The sequence below is a fragment of the Bacillus sp. FJAT-27986 genome (assembly GCF_001685035.1).
Classification (GTDB): domain Bacteria; phylum Bacillota; class Bacilli; order Bacillales; family Pradoshiaceae; genus Pradoshia.
Genome location: NZ_MAYV01000015.1, coordinates 105189 through 120580, shown reverse-complemented (window position 1 = coordinate 120580; position 15392 = coordinate 105189). Strand labels below are relative to the sequence as shown.

The following is a 15392-nucleotide window of genomic DNA, read 5'->3' as shown; positions in this document are numbered from 1 at the left end:
TCAAATTGAAAACCTCCTTTTAAATAAAAAGGGGCGGCCAAACAGCCAAGCCCCATATTACTAGTTAATTATATCGTTTTGTCCAGCCAAGTCCCGTTGCTCCCTGGCCTAAGTGAGTACTAATAACTGCGCCAAAATAGCTTAGTCTAAATTCCGCTTCAGGGAATTTCTCTTTTAGCTCATTTAACATTTCAGTCGCTTCCTCTTCAATATTGCCATGGATTAAAACAGCCTGAAGAGGCTCACCTTTTTTATATTCCTGCTCAAAAAGCTCGACTATACGTTTTAATGCCTTTTTCTTCGTACGGATTTTTTCAAAAGGGACAATCACTTTGTTTTCAAAATGCAGGATTGGCTTCACTTGAAGCAAGCTGCCAATTAGAGCTGCAGCGCCATTTAAGCGGCCGCCCCTTTGCAGGTTGGATAGATCGTCTACCATGAAGTAAGCATTAGATGATTCGCGGAGTTCATGCAAGCGTGCGATGATTTCATCAGGATGTTTGCCTTCCTTCGCCATTTTGGCTGCTTCGAGTACAAATAATCCCTGAATCATGCAAGTGATCTCGGAGTCAAAAGCATAAACCTTAATGTCATCTACCATTTCTCCAGCTGTAATAGCACCTTGATAGGTACCGCTAATTCCACTCGATAAATGGATACTGATCACAGCATCATAGTCCTTCGCAAGCTCTTCATATTTTTCAACGAATTTTCCGGTTGCTGGCTGTGAGGTCGTTGGAAGCATATCCAAACGCTCGACCATTTCATAAAAGTCAGAAGCAGTTATTTCATTCTCCTCCTGATACACTTCATCTCCAAACACTACACTTAGCGGAATCATATGTATATCATATTGCGTTCGCAGGTCTTTTGGTATATAAGCTGTACTATCTGTAACTATTGCAGTTCTCATTATTGAAAACCATCCTTATTATTGAGATTTTCCTTATTATCTTCTCCATTTTAAATCATAATCAGTCTGTTTGCATTACATTGGTTAAAATGGTAATTTTTAAACTTTTCAATCTATATTTTTTTACCCAAAATCAGCAAATCTCTTTGCACTCCATCTAATTCTGCTACACTAGGCAAATGAGCCCATTCTTCAAATCCAAATTGCTTAAATAGACGTATGCTTGGCTCATTATGGGCAAAAATAAATCCCAGCAATGTATGAATCCTGAGGATGGGAGCATTCTTAATTGCATAGTCTAAAAATTTTGCTCCTATTCCTTTTTTTCGATAAGCCGGGTCAATATAGATACTGATTTCAGCAGTAGCTTGATAAGCAGGTCGTCCATAGAAATCCTGAAAACTGAGCCACCCTATAATCATACCATCATTTTCCATAACCCATAAAGGCCTTTTCTCAGAGGTATGATTCAAAAACCACTCCAAGCGACTTCCTACATCCACCATTTCCGTGTCAGCTGTCACCATTCTGCTCTGAATAGTAGAATTATAAATTTCAACGATGCGTGCTAAATCCTTCTCTTTAGCATCTCTAATTGTATACGGTTGATTCACAATATCTCCTCTCCTACCCTAATCTTTATTAAAAACTTTAACAAAATATGAAAAATGTATATACACTATTGAAAAAAAATATATAAACTGACAGTTTGACAGAATCCATCCCGATTAAAAAAGCACCAACCAATTGGTCGGCGCTTAAATCTATCATCTATTATAATCTAACTTCAACCCAGCCGTTTTTAATCGCATATACAACCGCCTGAGTACGATCATTTACATTCATCTTTTGAAGGATATTACTTACATGATTTTTAACGGTCTTCTCGCTGATAAATAAAGTCTCACCGATTCCTCTATTACTTTTGCCATCAGCCAATAATTGAAGGACCTCGCACTCACGTCTTGTCAGCAAATGCAATGGACGGCGAATCTCGACATTCATGACATTATCGCCATTTGCTGCTTCATCCGTTGCCAATCTTCTGTAATCACGTACTAGATTATGAGTAACCTTCGGATGCAGGTAGGAACCACCATCTGCAACGACTTTAACAGCGTCAATCAAGGCATCCGCATCCATTTCCTTTAATAAATAGCCGCGGGCACCTGTTTTTAAAGCATGGGTTACGTAGTTTTCATCGTCATGAATTGAAAGCATAATTACTCTGGAATCCGGAAATTTCTCAATCAACTGGCCTGTTGCCTCAACCCCGTTGACGTTTGGCATATTGATATCCATGATGATAACATCCGGATGATATGTATCAACAATTGAGATCGCCTCGCTGCCATCGTCCCCCTCAGCGATTACCGAGAAAGAAGATTCGAAATCGAGAATCCGTTTAACCCCTTCGCGAAATAATTGATGATCATCTATGATTGCAATTGTAGTTGTCATTATCTCTCATCCCCCATCTTTTTACAGTAAGTAGTCATTATCCTAATTATATTCTTGACTACTAGTAAACTCCAAACATTTACAATAAATATAACTAAAAAACTATTTTATAAAAAAATTACACAATTATTGATGCCTTTAATGGAATCTGAATATAGACAAGCGTACCTCCACCCACACTTGATTGAATGGTCATTTCTCCTTCAAGTGTCTCAACACGCTCATTCATTCCCATGATTCCAAAGGAACCTTCCTTTTGTTTATGCGGCTCAAATCCACGGCCATTATCCCGTACAGTCAATGTCCCTTTATCATTCAAAAGTTCCAGTTTAACCTGAATCAGGCTGGCATTCGCATGTTTGATTGCATTTTGGACTGCTTCCTGGGCAAGCCTGAATAACGCAACTTCATAATTCGGCTCAAGTCTTTTTTCCTGTCCATAAATCTGAAATTTAAAATCAATCTCTGAATTGTATTCACCAATGGTTTGCAAATACTTACGCAGAGTCGGGATAAGCCCAAGATCATCCAAGGCCATAGGCCGCAGGTCATAGATAATTCGCCTAACCTCAGCCAGCGCACTCCGAACCATCTGCTTCAGAGATTTTATTTCCAGCAACGCTTCCTCAGGACCGCGTTCCCTGAATATCCGCTCCGTTAAATCTGAACGGACCATCACATTGGCAAGCATTTGTGCAGGACCGTCATGAATTTCACGAGAAAGCTTTTTGCGCTCGGCTTCCTGGGCCTCAATGATTTTAAAGCCAAAGTCCTGTTTCTGTTTATACATATCGAGAACCTCAGACACGTCCTGCAGGTCACTTGTTAAATAATGCAGAACAACCGTGATTTGCGAAACGAGATTCTCAGCTCTATCAATAGTTTCCTTTAGATTAATGAGCCTTCTTTCAAGGTCATCTCGACGTTTACGGAGCTGTTTTTCCAGCTCTCTGTTCATGGTCAGGTCAACCTGATACGTATGTGCCTGTTCATAGGCTGCCCTCACTTGTACCTCCGTAAATTCCTTGAAACGGGAGGAAACATCTGATAAGCATTTACGGGATTCACGCGCCTTTTGATCAAGCTCATCCCCATCAGCAATGACCTTCAGCACCATTGTTTTAACAGATTCTAATTCAGAAGAAAGTTGAGCAAATTCATGCTGACAGTGTTCCCCTATTTCATATATTTCTCCCTTACTATTGTCCACGGTACTGATCATATGATTAAGGATGTTATCGAGTGCCTTTCCATCCAGCTTAGGTACCCGCATAATCTTACCTCCTGTTTGACGCAAAAGAATCCTCCGCTTCTTCTGTACCAATTCATATAAAATAGTTCGGTCTTCACGAATTTCCTTTGTGGGTGTTTTTAGAAATTATTGGGTAAATAAGTTAATATACCAGTGAAATACTACATAATAGTTAAATTATAGCACGATTACCAGTATTTTTTTTACTTTTTACTATTTCACATCTCCATCACAGCATATTACTCTTCTGTAATAAAGATGTCGTACGAACCGAATAATAAAGTATACTAGAAGGGATATAAAGAGAAAGGCGGCAGTTTAAATGCTGAATTCATATAAAACAGTAAAGGGATATGGCGAATCTGAACAAATCATCCAAAAGTCACGCTTTATTGCCTATGTGAATCGCGTGGAATCAGAGGAAGAAGCCATACAATTTATTCAATCAATCAAGAAAAAGCACTGGGATGCGACCCATAATTGTTCAGCCTATATGATCGGTGAAAATGACCTCATCCAAAAAGCCAATGATGATGGTGAACCTAGCGGCACAGCCGGTGTCCCTATTCTCGAAGTCATTAAGAAAAAGGGCTTGAAGGACACTGCGGTGGTTGTGACACGCTATTTCGGAGGAATTAAACTTGGGGCTGGCGGATTAATCCGCGCATACGGCGGAGCAGCTTCTGAAGGAATTAACGCAACCGGTGTGGTGGAAAGAAGATTAATGCGCATCATGAAATCCACGTTCGATTATACACTTCTCGGGAAAATTGAAAATGAACTTCGAAATTCGCACTATTCCATTAAAGAAATTCATTATCTGGACCGAGTCATGATTGAATCCTACGCAGAGGAAGACGCAAAGGAAGCCTTCATAGACTGGATGACGGATTTATCAAATGGACAGGCATCCATAGAAGAAGGCGAAATGCTATACCTCGAGCATGACCTCTAATTCTAAAAGAACTCAATTCCCCCTTCTTTGTCTAAAATCTTAGGAAAAAAGTTTAGTTTTATCGACAAAATACAACAAGAATTATAGTTGCAATTAGGTAAAATGAATCAATACGATATTGGACAAAGAAGGGGTTATTTATGAAAAAAGTATACCAGGTTCTATTCAGCCTCACGGTACTCGTTGTCTGTCTATTGGCAACCTCCTTATCGGCAGAGGCACACGTGAAAAAAATATCCACTCCTGTTTTAACTCAGGAAATCCACAACATCTTCAGCACAGATTCTTCAAACTGTATACGCCATGAAATAATTTTCAATTCTATTAAAATTTAGGCCAACTTCCCCGCTAACTTTAACCATAGCAACCTAATGCAAAATAACTAAGCCAAAATACAACCCACACTTTTTATTAACTCGACAATTAGCCACTAAAAACAATTTTTATAGAAAAGAATCCATATTAAAGTCTATTAAAAAGATCCAAAGTATAACTATTAAAATAGTTAAATATTACCATATTTATCCGATATAATAAATAGGGGATTATTGTAATTAATGCATTTAAACTAGGGGGATATTGAATGAGGAATTCATTAATTAAAGGAATTAGTGCCTTTATTGTATTTTTGTTTTGTTTCATGGTTTCCACTGCCAATGTAAACGCTGCGGAAACATTACAGAAACAGAACAATGCTCAAAAAGGCGGTATAAAATTATTCAGTACTGCGGATGAGAAAGAATACACAGAGCAAGAGTTGATTGTTAAGTTTAAATCTGTCCTTTCTAAGGGTCAGCGAAAGCAAATCATCAACAGCATTAAAGGTAGTGAGCTATCCTTTTCTGAAACAGGAAATTATTCTTTAGTCTCTGTAGTAAAAAATACTAACCTATCTTCTATTGCCAAAAGGCTCTCTAAGCACAAATCCGTTCAATTGGTTGAACCAAATATATTATACAAAACGGCTTATACCCCAAAAGATAAACATTATAAAAAACAATGGCATTTACCAAAAATCAATATGCCAAAAGCATGGGATAAATCAAAAGGATCCTCTTCGATCATAGTTGCTGTTATCGATAATGGAATGCAGACAAATCATCCAGATCTAAAAGGGAAAATTACTAAGCAAAAAAATATTGTACGCAACAACTCGACGATAACATCGGCAGCTCATGGTACCCATGTAGCTGGTATCATTGCAGCTACTCAGAACACAATCGGTATATCAGGTGTAGCTCCAAAGGTTAAAATCATGCCTGTTCAAGTTTTCAATGGGCAATATGCAGACGCTTATAGTATTGGTGATGGAATTATATATGCAGTCAATAATGGTGCAAGAGTATTGAATTTAAGCTTTGGAAGTTATTCTTACAGTTCATATGTAGACAGTGCAGTGGCATATGCGCATTCGAAGGGCGCTATTATTATTGCAGCTGCAGGTAATGACAGCACCTCCTACACTTCTTATCCAGCTGCTTTAAATCATGTGTTGGCAGTTAGTTCCACTAATAAGAAAGACAGCGATTCATACTTTTCTAATTTTGGAAACTACATAAATTATTCAGCTCCTGGTGAAGATATCTATTCTACCGTCAACGGCAGTTCTTATGAATATATGGATGGAACATCAATGGCGGCTCCTTTAGTAAGTGGAGTAGCTGCTCTAATGCTTTCTAAAAATCCTTGGTTATCACCAGACCAAATAGAAATTATTATGAATAAATCTGTCAAAGACCTCGGGAAAAAAGGCTGGGATTCTTTATATGGATATGGTCGAATTGATGCGAGCAAAGCAATGTCAAATACACCTGGGCAGTTATCAACGATAACCGCGAGTACAAAATTCACTGCTACAGGGAAAAATAAACATAACATCTCTGTAAGCGCATATGGCTCGTCAAAACTATCAATCTATGTAAAGGATTCCAAAGGAAAATTGGTTAGAAGTTTAGTCTCCAATAAACCGTGGAGTTGGGGGAAAATTTCCACATTATGGGACGGAAAGACAGGATCATATAGCTACGCCAAATCAGGAAAATATACGCTTGTTGCAAGAATGACTAGAGGCAGCAAAAACATTTATAAAACCAAAACTGTGACAGTTAAGGATAATGTAGCCCCAACAGTCACCAGTAAAGCTGCCAATTTTTCACACAAGGTCACTACATCAATAAAAGTTCCTTATGTACTTAACAAAGATTCAAAAGTAACTGTTAAAGTTTTGGATAGTACGGGGAAAACAGTTGGAACAATTATGAAGAGCAAGACCATCAAAGGTGGCAAACAATCAATTACTTGGAACGGGAAAAACTCCAGTAACAAGCTAGTGAAGGATGGCAGTTATAAACTGTCATTCGAAACCATCTCTCTAACGAAGGTCAAAGGAAAAACAGTTAAATCAAGTATCACTGTGGATACGACTATAAATGGCTCTCTAAATAGTATAGCTACCCCATTTAAAGCAACAGAGAAGAATAAACAGAATGCAACCTTTAAATCCAAAGAAAAACTATATATGACTGTTTCTGTTTTGAATAGCAAGGGTTCGAAAGTAAAAACACTGGTTACTAACAAATTGTATGATCCTTCATCCATACAACATAGTTGGAATGGAACAGACAGTAAGAATAAATTTGTTACAGAAGGAATTTATGTTTTTCAGTATGAGTTAAAAGATCTCATCGGTAATAAAAAAACGATTAAGAGTAAAACTTTCAACCTCGAAGATCATCGTGCTAATTTTGTAAGTGGCAAAGGAACAAAGAATATCACCGGTAATACGGACGTTGCTATTCCATATACACTCATTAAAGCTTCCAGTGTGTCTATCAATGTTTATAAAGGCTCGACACTTGTAAAAACAATCCTAAAAGATGAGGACCAGAAGGCTGGCAGCTATGATTTCTCTTGGAATGGAACCAATTCTAATGGTGAGTATATTGGAGATGGAGTTTATACCTACAGAATCAACGCATCTGACAAGTATAAAAATAACGCAACTTACAGTGCAAATCTTAATGTGGATCGCCAAGTTATTAAAGTTGAGTATCCGAAGCACGTACAAAATAAATCTAAAGAGTATTATGAAACAGATATTGAGGTCTTCTATAAACTCTCTGATCCTGCTACCGTCACGGTTGAAATTTATGACGGAGATGATTCTCTAGTTAAGACTATCAGTAAAAATGTAAAACAAGAGGCGGGAATTCAGAATTTCACGTGGGATGGAGTAAGTGACGATGGCAACGATTATTGGTATTACGAACCTCTCAATTACGTTATTAAAGCCAAAACAGAGATGGGCAGAGAAACAAAAGTAACCGGCTCTATCTTAAGCAATTATTATGAGGAATATCCAGAGTGGATTCAAAGTCATTCCGTAGATACACATAATACGGGCATCGATATAGTAACAAACTTATCAAAAGATACAGAGATGCAATTAACTGTCTATGATTATAATCATTATAACTCCGGCAATCTTAGTAGCTATTATGATCAGCAAACATATACATTCAAAACAGGGCAAAACACCTTGAATTATCTTGTACCTGACAATCTCTTTGTTGATAATAGTTACATCGATTTAATGTATGTATTATCCTATAAGGATGAACTGGGGAATAAATACGAGTACGCCTATAACGATGGGTACTATAACTATTAATTTATAGGATCTTAAATTAGCTGTCTAAGAAAACGTATCTTCTTAGGCGCACTCTAATTAAGTATAGGTATTTATAGCCTAGCTCATGTAATCAACACTCTCATTTTATAGTTGATTCTATAGTTTTCTTAATGGAATGGCTGACAAAGAAAATAGTTCTCGCATTTTCCTTTAAGACTTCTAGCAAATACTTGGTCACAAATAGATAAAGCTTGAGTAGATAAATCACCAGAACTAAAAAAGCTGCGCACTATCCGTTTATTAGGATAATCGCAGCTTTTTAGTTTGTTATGATCAGAGCGGTCAATGAATTCTTTGCTTCATAAAACGCTCTAGTGCATCCCTCCAGGTTGGTATGACAAAACCTGTATCCTTTACTTTATCCAATGACAGGACAGAATGCTTTGGCCTTGCAGCCTTTTGTGGCAATTCAGCAGATGTCCCAGGCAAAATCTCTACCTGTTCACCTTTTAATATTTCTTTAGCAAACTCAAACCATGTCGCCACTCCATCATTCGAAAAATGATAGACACCTGCCTCGACTTCATGGTTCACAATATAAACCATGAATGCCGCTAAATCATGCGCATAGGTCGGCCTTCCATATTGGTCATTGACCACCTTAATCGTATCCATTTTCTTAGCTAAATTTAGCATGGTATAAACAAAATTACGACCATGTTCTCCAAATATCCAAGAAGTACGAATGATATAGGCAGAAGGACTGTATTTTAAAATTTCCTCTTCACCTGCAAGTTTAGCCGCCCCATATTGATTAATAGGATTTGTATGATCTGACGGTAAATAGGCCGCCTCTTTTGTTCCATCGAATATATAATCTGTACTTATATAAATAACTCGAGCCCCAGTCTCCGCTGCCGCTTTACTAATATAAGCAGATCCATCTCTATTAATTCTCCAATTCGCTTCCCTGCCTTCTTCCTCCGCAGCTTCAACATCCGTATAAGCTGCACAATGCAAAACCCAGTCCGGGTGAATGGAAGATATGGTCTCGGAAACTTCCTGTTCATTAGATATATCCAACTCTTCCTTAATAAAGGAGAATACCGTGTGTATCCCTTCCTCCTTTAGCAGGGTAACAACTTCAGTCCCGAGTTGGCCATTCGCTCCCGTTACTAGTATCTTCATCTTATTTACCCAGTTTGGCGCGTTCCTTTAATGGACGCCACCATTCCTCATGATTGACATACCAATCAATTGTTTCCACAATCCCCGTATCAAAGGTATACTTTGGCTTCCAGCCCAGCTCAGTTTCGAGCTTAGTGGGATCAATCGCATAACGGAGATCATGCCCGAGCCGATCCTCTACATAGTGAATCCTATCACTTGAGAGACCAAGATGCTCTACAATTTTTTGAACGATTTCATTGTTGGTCCGCTCATTATGACCGCCAACATTATACACTTCTCCACTTTTCCCCTTATGGAGCACTAAATCTATCGCGGCACAATGATCGGTAACATGCAGCCAATCGCGGATATTCTCTCCATTTCCGTAAATCGGTAACATATCTCCATCTATACCATTCGTTATCATCAATGGAATTAATTTTTCGGGAAAATGATAAGGCCCATAATTATTTGAGCACCGTGTGATAGTAACCGACAGGCCATAGGTCTCATGATAAGCACGGACGAGCATATCTGCTCCTGCTTTACTTGCTGAATATGGGCTGTTCGGTGCTAACGGTGTCTCTTCCGTAAAATACCCTGTTCCCCCCAGCGATCCATAGACCTCATCCGTCGATACCTGTAAAAACCTTTGTACATGACATTCCTTCGCTGCATCCAATAAAGCCAATGTTCCCTGAATATTCGTTTCAATGAATATTCCTGGATCCAAAATACTGCGGTCCACATGTGACTCAGCCGCAAAATTAACAATTGCCTGGATATCATATTGTTCGATTAAGCTTTTGATTAGCTCACGGTCCGTGATATTCCCTTGGACAAAATAGTGATTTTGATTCTCCATCACATCATCCAAGTTATGTATATTACCCGCATAAGTTAGTAAATCCAAATTAATAACTCGATAATCAGGATAGGTAGTTAATAGATGACGGACAAAATTACTTCCAATAAAGCCCGCTCCTCCTGTAACCAAAATGTTCATTAGGCATCCTCCCAAACAAAATTATAATCAGCTCCATGAAGCATCGAATGTTTTTGGTCCTTATCAGATAAAATCGGAACCGAAACTGGCCATTTAATAGCTAGCTCATCATCATTCCAGGCAATTCCCCGGTCATGTTCAGGTGAATATAATTCATCCACCTTATAAAGTACATTTACATTTTCCGTAATGGTACAAAATCCATGTGCAAACCCCTTTGGAACGAGTAATTGGCGCTTATTAAATTCACTGAGAATAAATCCTTCCCATTGCCCGAAAGTTGGCGATCCTTTTCGTATGTCTACCACTACATCATAGATTGCTCCTGTTACCACACGTACTAATTTGGTTTGGCCCTTAGGTTCCAACTGGTAATGCATCCCTCTCAATACGCCAGCTTCCTTTGAAAGGGAATGATTATCCTGAATAAACTGATCAAGGATATCATGTTCATGAAATAGCTTTTCATTATAGCTTTCCGTAAAGAAACCACGATGGTCCCCATAAACGGCAGGTTCGATTAATTTAACACCCTTCAATCCGCTTTCAATAACATTCATAATTCCACCTCTTCTTTAGGCGTCATTTGATCTTGCTCGATCATCCTCATCAAATACTGCCCATACTCATTTTTCGAAAGTGGTTCAGCCAATTGTCTGACCTGCTCAGCATCAATATAGCCCATTCGATAGGCGATTTCTTCTAGGCAGGCAATCTTAAGCCGTTGTCTTTTTTCCACTGTTTCTATGAATGTGGAAGCTTCGAGCAGGCTCTCATGCGTACCTGTATCCAACCAGGCAAAACCACGTCCCATGATTTCTACGGTCAACTCGCCATTTTCAAGATAGATGCTGTTTAAATCTGTAATTTCCAATTCTCCTCTGGCAGATGGCTCAATTCTTTTCGCATATTCTACCACTCTATTATCGTAAAAATAGACACCTGTCACAGCATAATTGCTTTTCGGATTCTTTGGTTTTTCTTCTATGGATATAGCCTTCATCTGATTATCAAACTCTACTACACCAAAGCGTTCAGGATCATGTACATGATAGCCAAATACAGTAGCTCCATACTCCTTCGATGCCGCTTTTTGTACCATTTTGGATAATCCCTGTCCATAAAATAGATTGTCCCCTAAAATGAGCGCAACAGAATCTTCGCCAATGAAGCTTTCACCGATAATAAAAGCCTGTGCTAGCCCCTCCGGTTTTTCTTGTACAGCATAGGAAAGGCTTATGCCAATATTGGAACCATCTCCTAACAGTTGTGCGTAACGTGATGTATCTTCTGGAGTTGAAATGATTAAGATTTCCTTTATACCTGCCAGCATCAATATGGATAAAGGATAATAAATCATCGGTTTATCGTAAACCGGCAGCATTTGTTTGGAAATAGCACTGGTTAATGGATATAATCGGGTACCACTTCCGCCTGCCAATATAATTCCCTTCATTTCCATCCTCCTTAATAGTCAACATCACTCACTTGAACAAATTCTGTATTTATACTCCGTCCGTATCCAACGGGCGCAGTTCATACCAACCTTTTACACTGGGATAGATTGTTAACTCTACTCCACTTTCTGTATAGTGATGAACGACAATAGAATTCACAGAAGGCCGTGCATATTGTAAACATCGCTTTTATTTGTCCTGGCTTTCATCATCCCAACCCCTCCACCATTCTATTCATAACTGTAGACGGCAGTTTTACACTGAGATATATTGTCAAATTTTTCTGTAAAATAAGAGCGCACGGTATAGCTTAATCGAAACGATCCTGCTTTATTGCTTCGATTAATTCCATTTAAATGCCTGGCCACATTATAAATGGGTATAGCTGCAGTAAGGTATTACCCATTCAGGTACCTTTCCCACCTGCCAGAATCTCTGCATAAATCACTTGTTTACCCCCATTTCAAACTAGAATACTTACTAAATCCATAAGACTAGATTATTAACATTTAATTCCTTAAATAGAAATAATATCATTTAACAAAATCATACAAAAATTAAGAGATTATATCTACCTATTTTTACTGGGGAAGTCTGAACGATCCTAATTTGATATAGCTTGTGCCTAGTTTAAAGTGATTTGATGGTCAAAAAATGCAAAATCCCCCTGATGTAAATAAAAAAAGTTGTCAGAATTCCGACAACTTTTAAAGATATTACTTATTTAATTCCATCGTTAGATAAGCAGAAGAAACCCAACCTTGTGTTCCATTTGATAATTTAACTTTATACCAAGATCCACTTTTAATTGGGTTTTTACTTGAATCCACCACAAGCTCGACATATTGATGATTTGGCAATGATCCCAATATAGCGCCCACAGTACTCGCTGTTGCCCGTACATTCAGGGTACTCGAACCACTGACACTCACCCGAGCTAAGTTTTTAACAGTCATATACTGATTATATTTGCTTAAGCTGACCGTATTTGTATAATATTTCTTGCCTTTATAATTGACTGTCAACCAGTAATCATTCCATTTTTCCAATAGATTAAAGGTTTCACCCTTTCCAATTGTTGCTGCCACAGTCGCAGAGCTGCTTGTCTCATTTCTTAGACTTATAGAAGAATTGGCAACAGCAATTGTACCTGTCGGAAATACATCCTTGCCAATTGGATAGCTTGGCTTGGCTGGTACTGTCGTATTTGCACTTTGGCTGACTGCCCCTTCCTTACTGTAAGCTAAAATCTCGGACATATGGTTGGCAATCTTACTTCCCCAATTGGAATCACTGGCATAGTAAAAGTTCATTCCTTTACTTAAATCCGCACTCCGATTTCCATTGGCATCCTTAATGGTATATCCAAGTGTTGCCCCCTGATACTTCCAGTTAGATGGATTTAAATAAGTCGCCTTCATTTCCTGTGCAATAAAGAGAATATTCTCATCAATGGAGGAAAATTTTACAGAGCCTACAAATGGTGCTAGATCATAGGATCCAAAACCAAATAAATTGTTTTTCCCCAAAGAAATCGTCGATTTTCCAAAATCACTTTCATGAATCGCATGTGCTGCTAAATACAAGGCATTTAGGCCATATTTATTGGCGGCAGTGATAAACACCGAGCCTTTGTTATAGAGGACACTATTACTCGATGTTGCATTCTTCGCAATATAAGTATTAATTTGTGCAGCTGTAACAGAGGACTTCGTACGCAAATCCATATGTATAAAGGAATTCTTATTCGCTTCATAAGAGTTCATTTTATCGTAGTTCGCTTTTGTAATTAAGTAATCTCCTGATACATAGCCTGTTACTCCATCATACGTTACCCGATACCATCCCTCACTGGTTTTATAGGTTGATTTTACTTGTGTGTATTTGGGGATTAAACCGATTTTAGTAGACGATGTCATATCGGAGGCACGAATATTCAAATCAGCAATCGGCAAATAGGTTGTTTCAGTAATAGTAGAACCGCTCAGAGTGTTGCTTGAGGTACTACTATATGCAACCAAATAAGTGCCGCTAACCCAACCAGTTTGACCATTATAGCTCACTTTATACCAATCTCCTGATTTTGCTGTGGCCGTCACGATTGTATTTACAGGAATGGTGCTCAATTTTTCTCCGGAAGTGGACGCTGTCTTTCTTAAATTCAGATTGGCCGTCGTCTTATACTTTGTAGCTGTAATTGACGTGTCTGTTGATGATACCGTTTTCGAGAATTTAGCAATGTTGATATAACCCGTTTTTCCTCTATACGATGTTTTATACCAATCCCCAATTCTATAAGTGGTTGTTATTTTGACTCCCTTAGGAATAGCAATCAATGTTCCATGTTTCTCCCCAGCAAAGGAATATAAATACGTCGCTTCTTTTGCCGTATAGGAAGTACTAGTAACCTTAGCTGCAGACACCTTACTTACAGACCCGGATTTAATGAAATAATTCTTCCCTTTATAGGAAACTCGATACCAGGTTTCTCCTATACTATTAACTACCTTTTGAGTAGATGTAAATATATTATTCTTTGGTATAGAATAGACCGCAGCTTTTTTTGTATTGGCAGCGCTATACAAGGAGCTTGTCGCATTCGTCTTATAGTAAGTGGTACTTGTAGTCGTAGTTTGATTGTATTCTTTTATATACGAACTGCTTACCCAGCCAGTTTTACCACTATAAGAAACCTTATACCATGAGCCTGATTTTGCTGTAGCCGTGATAATTTTATGCTTTGGTATAGTAAGGAGTCGAGTGCCACTTGTTGATGCTTTTGACCTCATGTTTAAATTTGCTGTCGTTTTAAATTTAGTCGACTTAATCGAAACAGTGGCAGAGGAACTCGTTTTTTTAGTGACCTTGATATATTTTGAGCTTACATAACCTGTTTTTGTTCCATATTTCACTTTATACCAGCTGCCGCTCTTTGATAGATACGAGACCGTTTTCCCTTTTGGGATGGTCGTTAAGATAGCTGCACTGGTTGAAGCTGTTTTTCGTAAATTCAAATTAGCTTTCGTTGTGTATACTGATGTACTTGTTTGAGAAACGGCTTTTAAATAACTAGAACTGACATATCCTGTTTTTGTTCCATATTTAACTTTATACCAGCTGCCACTTTTCGATATGTATGTAACTTGTTTCCCTTTTGGAATCGTTGTAAGTATTGATGCAGTTTTACTTGCGGACTTTCGCAAGTTTAAATTAGCTGTTGTCTTATAATATGTCTCCGCAGCTGCTTCTACTTTTACCTCCCAAAAACGATCCTTCAATCCAATTTCAGATCCAAAAATCAGACCAGTAGATAGAAGAACGGATGTTGCCATAACTCTAATTGGTTGCCTATAGCTTTTATTCATTGAACTCTCCCTTTTTAGTAAATAAGACGCACCGTACTAAACTATTATTTAGATATATATTTTATTCTCTTATAAACATATATTCCCCCCATTAATAGAATTACGAATAATGGTGCGTTTTTCTAAGGGTAAGCACTGAATTAATTCATTCATTCATCAATTTCCTTATAATAATGCTTACT

Annotated in this window: 12 protein-coding genes; 3 read left to right on the top strand and 9 right to left on the bottom strand. The window is 38.1% G+C overall.

Features of this window, described 5'->3' with window-relative positions:
- Positions 1-64: 64 nt before the first annotated feature.
- The 4 genes from A8L44_RS11500 to A8L44_RS11485 all read right to left on the bottom strand — a co-directional run bounded on the left by A8L44_RS11500 (position 65) and on the right by A8L44_RS11485 (position 3647).
- Complete coding sequence (locus tag A8L44_RS11500) at positions 65-913, bottom strand: DegV family protein (RefSeq protein WP_066106009.1); 849 nt, start codon at positions 911-913, stop codon at positions 65-67.
- 113 nt (positions 914-1026) lie between these two features.
- Positions 1027-1527: a GNAT family N-acetyltransferase gene (locus A8L44_RS11495; protein ID WP_077248102.1), complete on the bottom strand. Its 501-nt coding sequence runs from the start codon at positions 1525-1527 to the stop codon at positions 1027-1029.
- A gap of 160 nt (positions 1528-1687) precedes the next feature.
- Positions 1688-2374, bottom strand: coding sequence for a response regulator (locus A8L44_RS11490; protein ID WP_066106006.1), 687 nt, complete (start codon positions 2372-2374; stop codon positions 1688-1690).
- Positions 2375-2492: 118 nt separating this feature from the next.
- Positions 2493-3647 carry a sensor histidine kinase gene (locus A8L44_RS11485; protein WP_066106003.1) on the bottom strand — a complete coding sequence of 385 codons (1155 nt, stop codon included), beginning with the start codon at positions 3645-3647 and terminating at the stop codon, positions 2493-2495.
- A 301-nt stretch (positions 3648-3948) separates the two neighbouring features.
- On the opposite strand from A8L44_RS11485, the gene A8L44_RS11480 reads away from it, so the two are divergent.
- The 3 genes from A8L44_RS11480 to A8L44_RS11475 all read left to right on the top strand — a co-directional run bounded on the left by A8L44_RS11480 (position 3949) and on the right by A8L44_RS11475 (position 8251).
- Positions 3949-4581, top strand: a complete 633-nt coding sequence (locus tag A8L44_RS11480) for a YigZ family protein (protein WP_066106000.1) — start codon at positions 3949-3951, stop codon at positions 4579-4581.
- Positions 4582-4721: 140 nt separating this feature from the next.
- The gene (locus A8L44_RS18745; protein WP_139063847.1) at positions 4722-4916 is read left to right on the top strand and encodes a hypothetical protein; all 195 of its coding nucleotides are present in this window, start codon (positions 4722-4724) and stop codon (positions 4914-4916) included.
- Positions 4917-5164: 248 nt separating this feature from the next.
- Positions 5165-8251: a S8 family serine peptidase gene (locus A8L44_RS11475; RefSeq protein WP_066105997.1), complete on the top strand. Its 3087-nt coding sequence runs from the start codon at positions 5165-5167 to the stop codon at positions 8249-8251.
- A gap of 303 nt (positions 8252-8554) precedes the next feature.
- Here the strand turns inward: A8L44_RS11475 and rfbD are convergent, their stop codons facing one another.
- The 5 genes from rfbD to A8L44_RS11450 all read right to left on the bottom strand — a co-directional run bounded on the left by rfbD (position 8555) and on the right by A8L44_RS11450 (position 15210).
- Positions 8555-9400: a dTDP-4-dehydrorhamnose reductase gene (rfbD, locus tag A8L44_RS11470; RefSeq protein WP_066105994.1), complete on the bottom strand. Its 846-nt coding sequence runs from the start codon at positions 9398-9400 to the stop codon at positions 8555-8557.
- A 1-nt stretch (position 9401) separates the two neighbouring features.
- Positions 9402-10388, bottom strand: coding sequence for a dTDP-glucose 4,6-dehydratase (rfbB, locus tag A8L44_RS11465; protein ID WP_066105993.1), 987 nt, complete (start codon positions 10386-10388; stop codon positions 9402-9404).
- Positions 10388-10948 (bottom strand): dTDP-4-dehydrorhamnose 3,5-epimerase, encoded by a 561-nt coding sequence (gene rfbC / locus A8L44_RS11460; RefSeq protein WP_066105992.1) that lies wholly within the window; start codon positions 10946-10948, stop codon positions 10388-10390. Before rfbC ends, rfbB begins: the two co-directional genes overlap by 1 nt.
- Entirely contained in the window at positions 10945-11844 is a 900-nt protein-coding gene (rfbA, locus tag A8L44_RS11455) for a glucose-1-phosphate thymidylyltransferase RfbA (protein ID WP_066105988.1), read from the bottom strand. The genes rfbC and rfbA overlap by 4 nt, the downstream gene beginning before the upstream one ends.
- A 717-nt stretch (positions 11845-12561) precedes the next feature.
- Complete coding sequence (locus A8L44_RS11450; protein ID WP_066105985.1) at positions 12562-15210, bottom strand: SH3 domain-containing protein; 2649 nt, start codon at positions 15208-15210, stop codon at positions 12562-12564.
- Positions 15211-15392: the final 182 nt, after the last annotated feature.

Bases quoted from the DNA above. Each gene is read 5' to 3' on its own strand.
- A8L44_RS11475 (WP_066105997.1), top strand. From the start codon at position 5,165: ATGAGGAATTCATTAATTAAAGGAATTAGTGCCTTTATTGTATTTTTG.
- rfbA (WP_066105988.1), bottom strand. From the start codon at position 11,844: ATGAAGGGAATTATATTGGCAGGCGGAAGTGGTACCCGATTATATCCA.
- A8L44_RS11500 (WP_066106009.1), bottom strand. From the start codon at position 913: ATGAGAACTGCAATAGTTACAGATAGTACAGCTTATATACCAAAAGAC.
- A8L44_RS11485 (WP_066106003.1), bottom strand. From the start codon at position 3,647: ATGCGGGTACCTAAGCTGGATGGAAAGGCACTCGATAACATCCTTAAT.
- A8L44_RS11490 (WP_066106006.1), bottom strand. From the start codon at position 2,374: ATGACAACTACAATTGCAATCATAGATGATCATCAATTATTTCGCGAA.
- rfbC (WP_066105992.1), bottom strand. From the start codon at position 10,948: ATGAATGTTATTGAAAGCGGATTGAAGGGTGTTAAATTAATCGAACCT.
- A8L44_RS11450 (WP_066105985.1), bottom strand. From the start codon at position 15,210: ATGAATAAAAGCTATAGGCAACCAATTAGAGTTATGGCAACATCCGTT.
- A8L44_RS11480 (WP_066106000.1), top strand. From the start codon at position 3,949: ATGCTGAATTCATATAAAACAGTAAAGGGATATGGCGAATCTGAACAA.
- A8L44_RS18745 (WP_139063847.1), top strand. From the start codon at position 4,722: ATGAAAAAAGTATACCAGGTTCTATTCAGCCTCACGGTACTCGTTGTC.
- rfbD (WP_066105994.1), bottom strand. From the start codon at position 9,400: ATGAAGATACTAGTAACGGGAGCGAATGGCCAACTCGGGACTGAAGTT.
- rfbB (WP_066105993.1), bottom strand. From the start codon at position 10,388: ATGAACATTTTGGTTACAGGAGGAGCGGGCTTTATTGGAAGTAATTTT.